The organism is Streptomyces sp. NBC_00158 (assembly GCF_045160885.1).
Classification (GTDB): domain Bacteria; phylum Actinomycetota; class Actinomycetes; order Streptomycetales; family Streptomycetaceae; genus Streptomyces.
In genome coordinates this window covers 2,483,209-2,496,645 of record NZ_CP108161.1, presented here as the reverse complement: position 1 = coordinate 2,496,645, position 13,437 = coordinate 2,483,209, and the positions used below count along the sequence as shown (strand labels likewise).

Here is a 13,437-nt window from a genome sequence, read left to right as displayed (position 1 = left end):
ACGTGTCGCTCACGATCGGAATCGTCGGCCTGCCGAATGTCGGCAAGTCGACCCTGTTCAACGCCCTGACCAAGAACGACGTGCTGGCGGCCAACTACCCGTTCGCCACCATCGAGCCGAACATCGGCGTCGTCGGCGTCCCGGACCCCCGCCTGGGCAAGCTGGCGGAGATCTTCGGCTCCCAGAAGGTCCTCCCCGCCACGGTCGACTTCGTCGACATCGCCGGCATCGTGCGCGGCGCCTCGGAGGGTGAGGGCCTGGGCAACAAGTTCCTGGCGAACATCCGCGAGTCCGACGCGATCTGCCAGGTCATCCGCGCCTTCAAGGACGAGAACGTCGTCCACGTCGACGGCAAGGTCTCGCCCAAGGACGACATCGAGACGATCAACACCGAGCTGATCCTCGCCGACCTCCAGTCCATCGAGAAGGCCGAGCCGCGCCTGACGAAGGAGTCCCGTCTCCAGAAGGAGAAGGTCGCGGTCCTGGCGGCGGTCGTCGAGGCGAAGAAGATCCTCGAAGCCGGCGACACCCTCTTCTCCAAGGGCATCACCAAGGGCACGGAGCAGGGCGACCTCCTCCACGAGCTCCACCTCCTGACCACCAAGCCCTTCCTCTACGTCTTCAACGTGGACGAGGACGAGCTGACGGACGAGGCCTTCAAGGCGGAGCAGGCCGCCCTGGTCGCCCCGGCCGAGGCGATCTTCCTGAACGCGAAGCTGGAGGCGGACCTCGCGGAGCTGGACGACGACGAGGCCCTCGAACTCCTCCAGTCGGTCGGCCAGGACGAGCCCGGCCTCGCCACCCTCGGCCGCGTCGGCTTCGCCACCCTGGGCCTCCAGACGTACCTGACGGCCGGCCCGAAGGAAACCCGCGCCTGGACCATCAAGCAGGGCGCCACCGCCCCCGAGGCGGCCGGCGTGATCCACACCGACTTCCAGCGCGGCTTCATCAAGGCCGAGATCATCTCCTTCGCGGACCTGGTCGACTGCGGCTCGGTCACCGAGGCCCGCGCCAAGGGCAAGGCCCGCATGGAGGGCAAGGACTACGTCATGCAGGACGGCGACGTGGTGGAGTTCCGCTTCAACGTCTGACCATTCATCAAGTGACGTGCCTGACCTGCCAGTTGGCAGGTCAGGCACGTTCTCCTGTCCGCTTGGGGTCCTCGCCTGTCGAGCGCGGGGTGTCGGCGGCGCGCCGGCCGACTGGGCGCGGCGGGCGTTTCAGACCTTGATGACTTCTACGGCGGGGCCGCAGAGAAGCGTCAGGTCCTCGGGGTCGGAAGTGAGGACGGTGACCGGCTGCGGCGCGTTGCGGGCGATGACGGCGAAGGCGGCGTCGATGGCGTACTTGTGGCCGTGAAGGTGGTGAGTGCGCAGGAGGGCGGCAGCCTCGTCGGTGATCTCCCTGGTGACGTCGTGAACGTCGATGCGGGAGAGGACCCACTTGATGCGGGCGGGGTGGACGCGCTCGTAGTCGGCTTCGAGGGTGGTCATGGCGCTTGTGGCCACGCGGACGCCCTCTTCCGATGCCGCCTGGACCATCGCCACGACGGTGCGGTCCTTGCGGTAGAGCTTGGAGAGTCCTTCGCTGTCGAGCAGCAGGGTGCCAGGCATCAGGCGGCGGCACCGCCGACCTGTCGGTGGTCATGGCGCAGCAGCGCGCGGGCGGCCTCGACCTCCTCGCGGGTGAGCTCGTCATTGTCGGTCTCGAAGTCGGCGACGATCTCCCGAAGCCTGTCCATGGCGACCCGTTGTTCCAGGGCTTCGGCGACGTAGGCGGAGAAGCCGCCGGGCCCGACATGGGCGCGTACGGCTTCGGCGAGGTCCTCGGGCAGGCTGACGGAGTACTTTCTGCTACCGCTCATGGTGTCGATCCTACCGGCGGTCGTAACTCCGTGGGTGTGAATGGTCGCGGCGGCGGCGCGGAAGAAGCGGCTCGGGCACTCCGTCCTCCGCCTTGCGGGACCGCCCGGTCCGCAGCCAGTCCGCAGGACACTCGTAAACAGTCATCGGGAGCCAACGCATGCCAACGGAGAAATGGCTGGTCAGAGCCCTGGATGGGGGCTCCGCCGCAGGTCAGGATCGGGCCGCAGGCATTCCGCTTCAACGTATGAGCGGATGAACTGACACCACGTCGCTGACGTGGAAAACATGCAGGTCAGAAGGGGTCGACACCGTCGGGAGTCGACCCCTTGCTGTTTACCCGTGCTGGGACATCCGGCCATCCGGGCAGTCGCTCGACCCTGCTGGAGGGTGTCGAGAGTGGTACGTTATCAGGTACCACTTGAGGGAAGGGGTGAGGACATGTCCATAACGGCGAGTGAAGCCCGCAAGGAACTCTTTCCGCTGATCAAGAAGGTCAACGAGAACCACGAGGCCATCGAGATCGTCTCCAAGCACGGCAATGCCGTGCTCGTCTCGGCCGAGGACTACGCGGCGCTGCGCGAGGGCTCGTACCTGCTGCGCTCCCCGGCGAACGCCCGCCGGCTGCTCAAGGCGTACGAGAACGCCCTGGCCGACATCAACGTGTCGGAGCGCGAACTGATCGATCCCGACTCGGTGGACGCTGGTACGGGTGCCGCGTGAGGCTCGTCTTCGAGGGCCAGGGCTGGGAGGACTGCACGTCCTGGCTCAAGAACGACCGCAAGATGCTCGCCAGGATCAACAAGCTCATCGAGGACGTCAAGCGTGACCCGTTCTCGGGAATCGGCAAGCCCGAGCCGCTGAAGTACCACTTGCCGGGGGTTTGGTCGCGACGGATCGATGATGAGCACCGCCTTGTCTATCTGGTCACGGACAAGGAGATCGTCATCCTCGCGGCCCGGTACCGCTACTGACCGCTCATGTGGTGCGGGTAGTAACCGAATTCCTCGCGAAGGGGGGACCGTCCGATGAACGCGGCAGGGTCGGCAGAGGCAAGGATCGAGGACGCGGGCAACGTGCTCGTCGTGCCCGCGGAGCTGCGGGGCGGTGATCTGGGCCGGGACTTCTTCGGGGCCGTGGTCACGCCGGAGGAGGTCGTCTCCGGGGCGTGCGACCTCGCGGGGAAGACCGTGTACCTGTGCGGTGACGTGTCCGCGATCGGGGAGCGCCGGCTGGACGGGGCGGAACGGGTGTTCGTCGTCCGGGAGCCGGCGTACGGGGACGCGTACGGGGACGCGTACGGGGACGCGTACGGGGACGCGGGCGGGGCGTGGACCTCCGTCGGGACCGGCCGGGTACCGGTCCGGGTGCACGGGGCCGGGGTGTACTACCGGCGGTTCTTCGAGCCCGGCGACGGTCACTTCGGGCGGATCCGGGCCGAGCACGAGTTCCAGGCGCTGACGGAGTCCACCAAGCCCGGGACGGCCCACCGCAGCGGGATCTACCTGACGCCCGTCACGCAGGAGGGCGAGGAGCTGCACTTCCGGCTGCTGCGCTGCTCCACGAACCTCTCCGGGCCGACCGAGGGCTTCCGCCCGACCGACACGGAGATCGTCGACGCCCTGAACCGCGAGGCCGCGACCGTGTTCCGCGGCCACGCGCCGCTGAACCACGTCCTCGCGCAGGTCTACCACAACACCCGTGCCGCGGAAGGGCGCAAGCAGTCCAAGGCCCGGATATCGGCGCACGCGGACAAGACCAAGGACATGCCCGCCAACGGGGTCATGGCCTTCTGCACCTTCTACGACCGGCCGGGTCCCCTGGACGAGGACGGGCTGACCAGCCTCAGGTTCCGCCTCAAGGACCCGGCAGGAGGGGGTGGAGGGGCCGCGCTGCCCGAGCGGTTCACCGTGACCCTCCACCCGGGCTCCGTGTTCTTCATGCCGCTGTCCACCAACCGCCTGTACACGCACGAGATCCGGCCCTCGGCCCTGGACGCCGGGCTGCTCCCGACGCGCCTCGGGTACGTGGTGCGCTGTTCGAGCGCCGAAGCCGTGCACAAGGACGGCGGTACGTTCCTCAAGGGGGCGGGCGGTCTCGTCGAGCTGGGGCCGCCCACGCCGGAGGGCATGGACGAGCTGCGGCGGCTGTACGCCGAGGAGAACAGGAGCTCGGCCTTCGTCGACTACGGTCCGGAGCTGCTGTTCAGCATGAACGCGGGAGACTACGTTGCCCCTCGGATCTAGGCTCCCCGACGGGGTCGTCCCGTATGCGCTGCCGGCCGGGGAGGACCCCTTCGCGGAGCTGTCCGCGTCGGTCCGCTGGGAGGAGCTGGGGAAGGGGCGGCGGGGCGGCGTCCTCACCAGGGTCGACGAGGCGGGCGGGGTGCCCCTCGTACGCACCACCACCCGCTACGGCAGCCCGGCGCAGCGTTTCGGGGCGGTGCACGAGCGGCTGGCGCGGCGGATCCAGGAGTGCGCGGGGCTTCCGGCCGGCTTCAACAACGCCCTCGTCGAGAGGTACACGGACGCCTACCGGAAGATGGGAGCCCACTCCGACCAGGCCCTCGACCTGGCCGGTGGTTCCTTCATCGCCGTGTATTCCTGTTACCGGAATCCCGGGACGGGTCCGCTCCGGAAGCTGGTCTTCGAGGAGAAGGGGGACGGGGGCCAGGAGTTCGAGGTGCCCCTCGCCCACGACGGTGTCGTCGTGTTCTCCGTCGGCGCGAACCGGCGGCTCAGGCACAGGATCGTGCTGGACGCGGCCGCCCCGGCGGCGGAGAACGAGTGGCTGGGAGTGACCTTCCGGACCTCGAAGACCCTCGTACGGTTCCGGGACGGGCACGCGTACCTGCCGGAGGGTGCGCGCCTGGTGGCGGCCGACGACGAGCAGGCGCGCGAGTTCTACCGGCTGCGGCGGCGGGAGAACCAGGAAACGGACTTCCGGTACCCGCCGCTCGCGTACACCGTCAGCGGCAGCGATCTGCTGCCGCCCGTCTGACACGTACCCCTGCGTGTTCCCGCAGTGCGGGTTCACCACCCCCTCCGGGTGTTGAAGGGGTGGCCCTTGCCGCGTGAACATGGCGGTACCAGTCCGGTTCGGTATCCATGAGAGAGGCACCATGCGCCGCTTCGCCATCGCCCCCGTTCCCGCCGCGGTACTGATCGCCCCGTCGGCCAGTGACATCGGGTGGGGCGTGACGAGTCCGGCCGGGCGCCGCGGCGCCCGCATGGCGGCCTAGGCGGAGCGGGCCGGGGCCGGGGCCGGCTCCTCCGGGGCGCCGTCGAGGAGCGCCGACTTGGCTATCAGGTAGCCCAGTTGGGCCCGGCTGCGGCTGCCCAGCCGCGCGGACATCCTCGCCACGTACTCCTGGCAGCGGCGCACGCTGATGCCGAGCCGCGCGGCGGTCACCGAGTCGGTGTCACCGGCGACGATGTGCCGCATGATGGCCCGTTCCAGGTCGTCGGTGATGCGGGTCGTGGCCCGGTCGCGGCCGGGCGGGGTGAAGGGGACGGCCCTGGTCCACGAGCGTTCGAAGAGGGCCACGAGGAACGAGACCACGGCCGGGGCGCGGATCTCCGCGGCCACCCGGCCGTCGTCGTCCTCGGGAATGAACGCCACCGTTCTGTCGAAGACGATCAGCCGGTCGAAGTTCTCGTCCAGCGTGGCCACCCGGGCGCCGCGCTGCTGGACGGTGTGCACGAACCTGCGCGTCGCCGCGCTGGACCGCGCGTTGTGCTGGTAGATCGTCTTCATCCGCACCCCGCGGTCCAGCATCTCCAGCGTGGCGGGCAGCGACTCGCTCAGGACGGTTTCGGACCTGCCCCCGCCGGGCTGTGAGGTGAGCACCTCGAAGCGGCATTCCCGGGCCGCGAGCCGGATGGCGGCGTTGATGTTCGGGTGGTCGGTGTGCGTCACGTACCCGTAGGTGTTCCGCAGGCGGCTGTTCCGGTATTCGGCTACCACCGGACCCAATTCGTCCCGGAGCCGCAGCAGGTTGATCGCCGACCGGGCGGAGTTCTCCAGGATCTCGGCCACGACGTGGCTGCCGATCGTCTCGGGATTCACGGGGGTGAAGCCGCTGCTGCTCCGGTCGTCCGGAACGGCGAGGCCGGACGAGAGGAGTCTTTCCAGGGAATCCTCGCGGGCTTCGGGGGACCGTTCCCCGGAGGCGGAATCAGGAGCCGCAGGCGGATAGGACGCCGAATCCTGCGCGAGCAGCTCTCGGTAGAGCTGAATGTCCTGGGATCGGAGTGATTCGAGAGGTGTACCAAACGTAGGCGTCATCGGGTTTTCCCCCATGCTGGCAACTGGCGCTCCCTACCAGGCTAGTTGACTCAAACTCGACCGGCATCCAGGCCGGCTGGAGACTTTGATCACGTCTTCGGGCGGGGATGTGAATTCGGCCGGAGGGTGTGATTCCAGTTCTTCCGCGTGTTCCTGCGGTGCAGGTTTCCGAACCTGTTTCCGGCCTTGTCCGGGCGCTCCCATCCCGGCCAGCATCGGTGCTGCCGCATTCATCGCGGCAATGTCGAAGAAACCGATAAAGGGAGTTCGTGGTGACGACCGAGGCAATACGTTCACAGAGCCCGGCCGCTGATATCAACCCTCCGTACAGGTACTTCTCGGACGAGGAGCTGGCGCAGGCCCTGGACGTCCACACGGCGAGCGAGATCAAGCTCTTCCTGGAGTCCTGGGAGGAAATGCCCGTCGACGCCTACATGAAGGACGGCGCGGACTACCGCCGCTGCCGTCACGGCCTCTTCCACTTCTCCGGCGGGGAACTCGTGCAGGACCCGCCGCGCGCCTTCCACCAGTCCGCCGAGGTGAACTCCCTGCACGGCGGCGTCGACCGGCACTTCCCCCCGCTTGCCGACGACGTGGCCGCCGGCGGAGTGCTCCACACCCTCATCCGCTTCTTCGCCGAGCGGGTACCCGGCGACCTGGACCCGGCCACCACCGGGGTCGGCGTCCACCAGATCCGCATCACCGCGACCCGCGACGCCAAGGGCCTCCCGGCCCCCGAGGGCGTGCACGAGGACGGCCACCACTACGTGGCGCAGGTCCTGATGCGCCGCACCGACGTCCAGGGGGGCGAATCGCAGCTGTACGACCGCGACCGCCGCCCCCTCCACAGCACCACGCTGCTCCGGCGGTTCGAGTCGATCGTGATCGACGACCGCAGGGTCTTCCACGGGGTCTCCGCCATCGAGCCCGCCTCCGGAGTCCGGCAAGGTGTCCGCGACATGCTGCTGATCGACTACTTCCCGCTCCCGGCCGACGGCTCCGCCGGCTGACCGACCGCAACCCCTGACCGCCGCCGCCCCGCCCCTCCCCGCCACCCGGGAAAGACGCCATGAACGACTTCACCAGGCACCTCCAGTCACGGCTGCCCGCCGCCCGCACCGACGTGCGGACCCGTACCGCCTACACCTCCGACGCCTCGATCTACCGCGTCATGCCGACCGCGGTGCTGGAGCCCCGGGACGAGGAACAGGTGGCCGTCGCCGTGGGCATCGCCACCGAACACGGCGTCGGCATCACCTGCCGGGGCGGCGGCACCTCCATCGCCGGAAACTCCATCGGCACCGGGCTGATCCTCGACTTCTCCCGGTACATGAACCGCATCGACGAACTCGACCCGGAGGCCCGCACCGCCACCGTCCAGCCCGGCGTCGTCCTCGGCACCCTCCGGGACCGGGCCGCCGCCCACGGCCTCACCGTCGGCCCCGACCCCTCCACGTACTCCCGCTGCACCATCGGCGGAATGATCGGCAACCACGCCTGCGGTGCCCACTCGGTGGCCTGGGGCACCACCGCCGACATCACCCAGGAGGTCGACCTGCTCCTCGCCGACGGCCGCCGGATCCACGCCGGCCACGGCTCCAGCGGCGACCCGGACATCGACCGCCGGCTCAAGCGGCTGCGCGACCACCACCTCGCACCGCTGCGCACCGAACTCGGCCGCTTCGGCCGCCAGGTGTCCGGGTACGGGCTGGGCGCCCTGCTGCCCGAGAAGGGCTTCCACGTCGCCCGCTCGCTCGTGGGCACCGAGGGCACCTGCGGCGTCCTGCTCGGCGCGAAGATCGCCCTCACCCCGCTCCCGGCCGCCCGGGTGCTCCTCGTCCTCGGCTTCCCCGACGTCTACGCGGCCGCCGACTGCGGCGCCTCGCTGGCCAAGGCCGGCGCGCTGACCGTGGAGGGACTGGACGCCCCCCTGGTCGAGGCGCTGCGCTCGCGCGGCGGCCGCGCCCCCGGCATCGACCTGCTGCCGCGCGGCGAGGCCTGGCTGTACTGCGAGATCGAGGGGACCGACGAGGCCGACGCGATCGCCAACGCCGAACGCCTCGCCCGCGAGACCGGGGCCACCAGCTTCGTCACCGCCGACGCCGTGCAGACCGCCGCCATCTGGTCCATCCGCCGCAACGGCGCCGGCATCGCCACCCGCATGGCCGACGGCCGCCAGGCCTGGCCCGGCTGGGAGGACTCCGCCGTCCCGCCGGAGCGGCTCTCCGGATACCTGCGGGACCTGCACGCCCTCATGGCCGAACACCGGCGGACCGGCACCATCACCGGGCACTTCGGCGAGGGCTGCCTGCACGTACGCGTCGACTGGGAACTCGGCACCGAACAGGGCATCGCCGCCTACCGGGAGTTCATCACCGCCGCCGGCGACCTCGTCGTCGCGCACGGCGGCTGCGCCTCCGGCGAGCACGGCGACGGCCGCGCCCGCTCCGAGCTGCTGGCCCGTACGTACTCGCCCGAACTCATGGGCGCCTTCGCCGCGTTCAAGGAGATCTGGGACCCGCGCAACCTGCTCAACCCCGGCATCATCGTGGATCCGGCACCCTTCGACGCCGACATCCGCCCCGGACCGGGCCGCGACCGCAACGAACTGCCCCTGGTGCAGCGCTTCGGCGCCGACCAGGGCTCGCTCACCAACGCCGTGCACCGCTGCACGGGCGTCGGCAGCTGCCGCAACGACACCGGCCACATGTGCCCCTCGTACCAGGTCACCCGCGACGAGGTGCACTCCACCCGCGGCCGCGCCCGGGTGCTGAGCGAGATGCTGCGCGGCGAGACGATCACCGACGGCTACCGCTCCACCGAGGTCCTGGAAGCCCTCGACCTCTGCTTCTCCTGCAAGGCCTGCAAGAGCGACTGCTCGGTCAACGTCGACATGGCCGCCTACAAGTCGGAGTTCCTCAGCAAGCACTACGAGGGACGCCTCAGGCCCCGCGCCCACTACACCCTCGGCTGGCTGCCGGTGCTCGCCCGGCTCGCCTCCGTGGCCCCCCGTACGCTCAACCGGCTGACGCGGCGCGCGCCCGTCGCCGCCCGGCTGAGCGCCCTGGCCGGGCTGGAGACCCGCCGGCCCCTGGTGGAACTGCCGTCCCAGACCTTCAGGCAGTGGTTCCACTACCGCAAGCCGGCCCCGGCACCCGCCTCCGCCCCGGCCGCCGCCGAGCCGGGCAGCGCCGGCACCGTCGTCCTGTGGCCCGACACCTTCAGCAACCTCCTCGACCCCCGCGGAGCCCAGGCCGCCACCCGGGTCCTGGAAGCCATGGGATACCAGGTCGTCCTGCCCGACGGCCCCGTCTGCTGCGGCCTGACCTGGCACTCCACCGGCCAGCTCGGCACCGCCCGGGCCGTCCTCGGCCGCTCGGTGGGCGCCCTGCGCGAGCACCTCGAAGCCGGCCGGACCATCATCGGGCTGGAACCCTCCTGCACGCAGACCCTGCGCGAGGAGGCCGCCGAACTGCTGCCCGACTCGCCCGTCGTGCGCAGGCTCTCCCGGCAGGTGCGCACCCTCGCCGAAGTGGTCGCGGAGCACGAGGGCCCCTGGCCCTTCGGCACGCTCGACCAGGACGCCGTGATGCAGCCGCACTGCCACCAGGAGGCCGGCCACGGCCACGGGCCGGAGACCGAGGTGCTGCGCCGGCTCGGCGTCACCGCCGACGTGGTCTCCGCGGGCTGCTGCGGCATGGCGGGCAACTTCGGCTACGAACCGGGGCACTGGGACGTCTCCCAGGGCGCCGCCGAGCGCGAGCTCTACCCGAAGCTGCGGGCCGCCGGGCCGGACACCGCCGTGGTGGCCGACGGCTTCTCCTGCCGCACGCAGATCTCCCAGGAGGGCTCGCACCGCCCCGAACACCTCGCGGAGCTGCTGCTGCGCGCCCTGCCCGGAAACGCCCGCGGCAACACCCCCGGCAAGAACTCCCGGAACGGAAGTGGATCATGCGCATCGTAAGGTTCGAGAAGGCGGGCACGATCCGCTACGGACTCCTCGCCGACGACGAGGTCGTACCGCTCGTCAACGGCCCCTTCGGCCCCCTGGACGTGTCCGACGACGCGCCCCGCTTCCCCCTCGCCGAGGTCCGGCTGCTCGCCCCCGTCACCCCGGGGAAGGTCCTCGCCATCGGCCGGAACTACGCCGAGCACGCCGCGGAGCTCGGCAACGAGGTGCCCGAGGAGCCGCTCGTCTTCCTCATGCCGGGCAGTGCCGTCATCGGCCCCGGCGAGGCCGTCGTCAAGCCCTCCTACACCGACGAGCTCCACCACGAGGCCGAGCTCGCCGCGGTCATCGGCAAGACCTGCCGCGACCTGAAGCCGGAGGAGGTGGCCGACCACCTCCTCGGCTACACCTGCGCCAACGACGTCACCGCCCGCGACCTCCAGGGCCCGGACCGGCAGTGGTGGCGGGCCAAGGGCTCGGACACCTTCTGCCCCCTCGGCCCCTGGGTGGAGACCGAACTCGACCCCCGCGCGCTCGCGGTCCGGGCCACGGTCAACGGAGAGATCCGCCAGGACGGCAACAGCTCCCGTATGGTGCACCCCGTCGACCGCCTGATCAGCCACATCAGCTCGGCCATGACCCTGCACCCCGGTGACGTGGTACTCACCGGCACCCCGGCGGGTGTCGGACCGCTGCGGCGCGGCGATCGGGTCACGGTCTCCGTCGAGGGGATCGGCGAGCTCACCAACCCCGTCGTCTGAACCGCGCCGCCCGACCTGGAGACCCCTGCCCCATGTTGATCCTCCTCGGCGCCTTCCTGGTGCTGGCCGCCGCCTCCGTCGTACGCACCACGGCGGGCTTCGGCTTCTCCCTCGTGGCCGTCCCGCCCCTGGCGCTGCTCATCGACCCGGCGAGCGCGGTGGTGGTGGCCGGGATCATGGCCGCCCCGCTCAGCCTGTGGATAGCCGTGCGCGACTGGCGCCACGTCGACCGCCGCCTGATGACGGCCACCCTGCTGTCCGGGCTGGCCGGCGTGCCGTTCGGGGTGTGGCTGCTGGCCACGCTCTCCTCCCGGGTGCTGCTGTTCGTCATCACGGCGGTGGTCCTGATGGGCACGTTCATCGTGTGGCGGAAGATCACCCTGGGCGGCGGCCTGAAGATGGTCATGGCCGTGGGCCTGTTCTCCGGAGCCTCCTTCGCCGCCACCGGCATCGACGGCCCGCCGATGGTCGCCGCGTTCCAGAGCATGCGGCTGGAGCCCCGGGTCCAGCGGGCCACCCTGGGCGTGGTGTTCTCCGGCACCAGCCTGGCCGCGCTCGTCGGCTTCGGCATCAGCGGCCAGCTCACCGCGACCGTGGGGCAGATGCTCCTCGTCGGGGTACCGGCCCTGTTCATCGGGATATTCGCCGGCGAGAAGGTCTTCCACCGCCTGAACGCCGAGCGCTTCCGCCGGGTCGTCCTCGGCCTGCTGGTCGTCAGCTCCCTGTCGGTGGTCCTGCGCGTGGCCGCCGCCTGACGGGCCCTTCAGACCGCCCGCAGGGCGGCGAGGAAGTCCAGCCTGGTCTCCAGCCGGGCCAGGTCGCTGCCGGTCAGCTCCTCGATGCGGGCGACGCGGTGGCGCAGCGAGTTCACGTGCAGGTGGAGCCGGGCCGCGGTCCGGGACCAGGACGCGTCGCAGTCGAGGAACGCCTCCAGCGTGGCCAGCAGCTCCGTCCGGTGCCGGCGGTCGTGCTCGCGCAGCGGCCCGAGGTGGCGGTCCGCGAAGGCCCGGCGGGCGTCCGCCGGGATGAGGGGGAGCAGCGACAGGACGTGCGCGGTGAGGTCGCCGGGGCCGCGTACGGTCACCCGGTCCGGGGCCTGGCGGGCCACCCGCAGCGCGTTGTGGGCCTCGTCCAGCGCACGGCGGGCGTTGCCGGGGTCGTCCACCGGGGTGCTCACGCCGACGGACACCGCCTCTCCCGGGCCGAGCCAGCGGGCGAGGGCCGCGGCGAGCCGCCGCTGGAGGGCGGCGCAGTCGACGCCGGGCGCCGGTTCCGGCACCAGGACCATGAGCACCGCCCGTTCGGCCTCCACGGTGGCGGCGATGTCCAGCGGTGACACCGGCGCCGGGCCGTCGGGCTCGACCAGCGCCTCCTCCAGCAGGACGCGCAGGGCCCGGGCCGGGACCCCGTCGGCCACCACGTACTGGCAGCGCGGCCAGTGGACGACCCCGCTGACCACGGACTGCGCGGTACTCCGCAGCCGTACGGGGATCTCCTCGGCCGGGACGTCGCCGCGCACCAGGTCGAGGGAACGGCGGGCCAGGTCGCGCAGCGCCGCCTTCGCCCCCTCGTGCGCGAACCGCGCGTCGCCGAGCAGCTCGCCGACCCGGTCCAGGAGCTCCGCGTCCGGCGCGGGCCAGCCGGAGACGTCGGCCTCCACCACCACCAGCCAGTCGGCCAGCTCGCAGGCCGGCCCGGTGGCACCGGGCACCGGCAGGAGGGAGTACGCGCGGTCCCCGACCGTGACCCGGTGGGGGACCGGTTCGCCCGCCCGGCGCGCCGCCAGGTAGCGCGCGGCCAGCGCAGCCGCCGTCCGCGGGTGCGGCGGCGGGTGCGCCCCGGCGATCTGCCGCCCGGTCGCCGACAGCACGCGCACGTCGAGGCCGAGGCTCTGCCGCAGCAGCTCCAGTACGGAGTCGGGGGCGGCCCGGTCGGCCAGCAGCCGCCGGTGGCGTTCGACCACGGCGGCGAGGCTGCCGACCTCCCGGCGGTGCAGGCGGTGCAGCACGTACTCGGTGACCGACGCGAACGAGGTCTCCGGCGGCACCGCGACCAGCGGCAGGCCGTACCGTCGGCAGGCCCGTACGAGGTCGTGCGGGACGAGCCGGTGCTCGACCTCCCCCGCGGCCAGGGCCGTGACGCCCGCCCGCGCGAGGACGCGTACGAACGGCTCGGCGTCCCCGTCCCCCCGCCACCAGGCCAGCCCGGTGAGGACGAGCTCCCCGCCGGAGAGGAAGCGCCCGGGGTCGGCCAGGTCGATGACCGGAACGGCCCGGACCGCGCGGTCGAGCACCTCGTCGCCGGCGTCCGCGCCCACGAGCAGCAGCAGCCCCAGCTCGTCGGTGTCCAGGAGTTCGCGCAGCCGCATGACCGTCAGACTCTCACGCCGCGCCCGCCCTTCCCGTACACGGATCACCACAGTTCAGGGGCTCGTGACGGTGCGAAAGCACGGTCCTCCACAGGCGGCGGAGCGGGCTGTTCTGAGTGATCGGTGACTGCCCCGCCCCCTCGGCGGCTGTGTCTACTGCTCCGCGTGGCCGGCAGCGGTTCGGGCCACGCGGGAGCCGGATGCCGCGCA

General features: G+C 71.3%; 13 protein-coding genes. 9 read left to right on the top strand and 4 right to left on the bottom strand.

Translation table 11 applies throughout. From position 1 onward, the window contains the following. Window positions 1-2 precede the first annotated feature (2 nt). The gene (gene ychF, locus OG553_RS11060) at window positions 3-1,091 is read left to right on the top strand and encodes a redox-regulated ATPase YchF (RefSeq protein ID WP_405978806.1); all 1,089 of its coding nucleotides are present in this window, start codon (window positions 3-5) and stop codon (window positions 1,089-1,091) included. 129 nt (window positions 1,092-1,220) lie between these two features. Here the strand turns inward: ychF and OG553_RS11055 are convergent, their stop codons facing one another. Then, window positions 1,221-1,613 carry a DNA-binding protein gene (locus OG553_RS11055; protein WP_405978805.1) on the bottom strand — a complete coding sequence of 131 codons (393 nt, stop codon included), beginning with the start codon at window positions 1,611-1,613 and terminating at the stop codon, window positions 1,221-1,223. Further along, window positions 1,613-1,864, bottom strand: a complete 252-nt coding sequence (locus tag OG553_RS11050; protein ID WP_405978804.1) for a hypothetical protein — start codon at window positions 1,862-1,864, stop codon at window positions 1,613-1,615. Before OG553_RS11050 ends, OG553_RS11055 begins: the two co-directional genes overlap by 1 nt. Before the next feature lie 439 nt (window positions 1,865-2,303). Here OG553_RS11050 and OG553_RS11045 point away from each other — a divergent pair, with 439 nt between their 5' ends. The 4 genes from OG553_RS11045 to OG553_RS11030 are packed head-to-tail and all read left to right on the top strand — an operon-like array spanning window position 2,304 to window position 4,862. Then, window positions 2,304-2,585: a type II toxin-antitoxin system Phd/YefM family antitoxin gene (locus OG553_RS11045; protein WP_405978803.1), complete on the top strand. Its 282-nt coding sequence runs from the start codon at window positions 2,304-2,306 to the stop codon at window positions 2,583-2,585. Next, entirely contained in the window at window positions 2,582-2,836 is a 255-nt protein-coding gene (locus OG553_RS11040) for a Txe/YoeB family addiction module toxin (protein ID WP_405978802.1), read from the top strand. Before OG553_RS11045 ends, OG553_RS11040 begins: the two co-directional genes overlap by 4 nt. Before the next feature lie 54 nt (window positions 2,837-2,890). Beyond that, window positions 2,891-4,108 (top strand): hypothetical protein, encoded by a 1,218-nt coding sequence (locus tag OG553_RS11035; RefSeq protein ID WP_405978801.1) that lies wholly within the window; start codon window positions 2,891-2,893, stop codon window positions 4,106-4,108. Next, the gene (locus tag OG553_RS11030; RefSeq protein WP_405978800.1) at window positions 4,092-4,862 is read left to right on the top strand and encodes a hypothetical protein; all 771 of its coding nucleotides are present in this window, start codon (window positions 4,092-4,094) and stop codon (window positions 4,860-4,862) included. The genes OG553_RS11035 and OG553_RS11030 overlap by 17 nt, the downstream gene beginning before the upstream one ends. A 237-nt stretch (window positions 4,863-5,099) precedes the next feature. On the opposite strand, the gene OG553_RS11025 is transcribed toward OG553_RS11030, so the two are convergent. Then, complete coding sequence (locus OG553_RS11025) at window positions 5,100-5,930, bottom strand: helix-turn-helix transcriptional regulator (RefSeq protein WP_405978799.1); 831 nt, start codon at window positions 5,928-5,930, stop codon at window positions 5,100-5,102. Between the two features lie 491 nt (window positions 5,931-6,421). Here OG553_RS11025 and OG553_RS11020 point away from each other — a divergent pair, with 491 nt between their 5' ends. From OG553_RS11020 to OG553_RS11005, 4 genes are read left to right on the top strand one after another with little or no spacing between them, the layout of a single operon-like run. Then, complete coding sequence (locus OG553_RS11020) at window positions 6,422-7,159, top strand: 2OG-Fe dioxygenase family protein (protein WP_405978798.1); 738 nt, start codon at window positions 6,422-6,424, stop codon at window positions 7,157-7,159. Window positions 7,160-7,218: 59 nt separating this feature from the next. Next, complete coding sequence (locus OG553_RS11015) at window positions 7,219-10,113, top strand: FAD-binding and (Fe-S)-binding domain-containing protein (protein ID WP_405978797.1); 2,895 nt, start codon at window positions 7,219-7,221, stop codon at window positions 10,111-10,113. Next, window positions 10,101-10,859: a fumarylacetoacetate hydrolase family protein gene (locus tag OG553_RS11010; protein ID WP_405978796.1), complete on the top strand. Its 759-nt coding sequence runs from the start codon at window positions 10,101-10,103 to the stop codon at window positions 10,857-10,859. The genes OG553_RS11015 and OG553_RS11010 overlap by 13 nt, the downstream gene beginning before the upstream one ends. Window positions 10,860-10,891: 32 nt before the next feature. Next, window positions 10,892-11,614 (top strand): sulfite exporter TauE/SafE family protein, encoded by a 723-nt coding sequence (locus OG553_RS11005; RefSeq protein WP_405978795.1) that lies wholly within the window; start codon window positions 10,892-10,894, stop codon window positions 11,612-11,614. Between the two features lie 8 nt (window positions 11,615-11,622). Here the strand turns inward: OG553_RS11005 and OG553_RS11000 are convergent, their stop codons facing one another. Further along, a complete protein-coding gene (locus OG553_RS11000; protein ID WP_405978794.1) occupies window positions 11,623-13,227 on the bottom strand; it encodes a PucR family transcriptional regulator in 1,605 nt (534 codons plus the stop codon). Window positions 13,228-13,437: the final 210 nt, after the last annotated feature.

Bases quoted from the DNA above. Each gene is read 5' to 3' on its own strand.
- OG553_RS11045 (WP_405978803.1), top strand. From the start codon at position 2,304: ATGTCCATAACGGCGAGTGAAGCCCGCAAGGAACTCTTTCCGCTGATC.
- OG553_RS11055 (WP_405978805.1), bottom strand. From the start codon at position 1,613: ATGCCTGGCACCCTGCTGCTCGACAGCGAAGGACTCTCCAAGCTCTAC.
- OG553_RS11000 (WP_405978794.1), bottom strand. From the start codon at position 13,227: ATGCGGCTGCGCGAACTCCTGGACACCGACGAGCTGGGGCTGCTGCTG.
- OG553_RS11010 (WP_405978796.1), top strand. From the start codon at position 10,101: ATGCGCATCGTAAGGTTCGAGAAGGCGGGCACGATCCGCTACGGACTC.
- OG553_RS11005 (WP_405978795.1), top strand. From the start codon at position 10,892: ATGTTGATCCTCCTCGGCGCCTTCCTGGTGCTGGCCGCCGCCTCCGTC.
- OG553_RS11035 (WP_405978801.1), top strand. From the start codon at position 2,891: ATGAACGCGGCAGGGTCGGCAGAGGCAAGGATCGAGGACGCGGGCAAC.
- OG553_RS11050 (WP_405978804.1), bottom strand. From the start codon at position 1,864: ATGAGCGGTAGCAGAAAGTACTCCGTCAGCCTGCCCGAGGACCTCGCC.
- OG553_RS11015 (WP_405978797.1), top strand. From the start codon at position 7,219: ATGAACGACTTCACCAGGCACCTCCAGTCACGGCTGCCCGCCGCCCGC.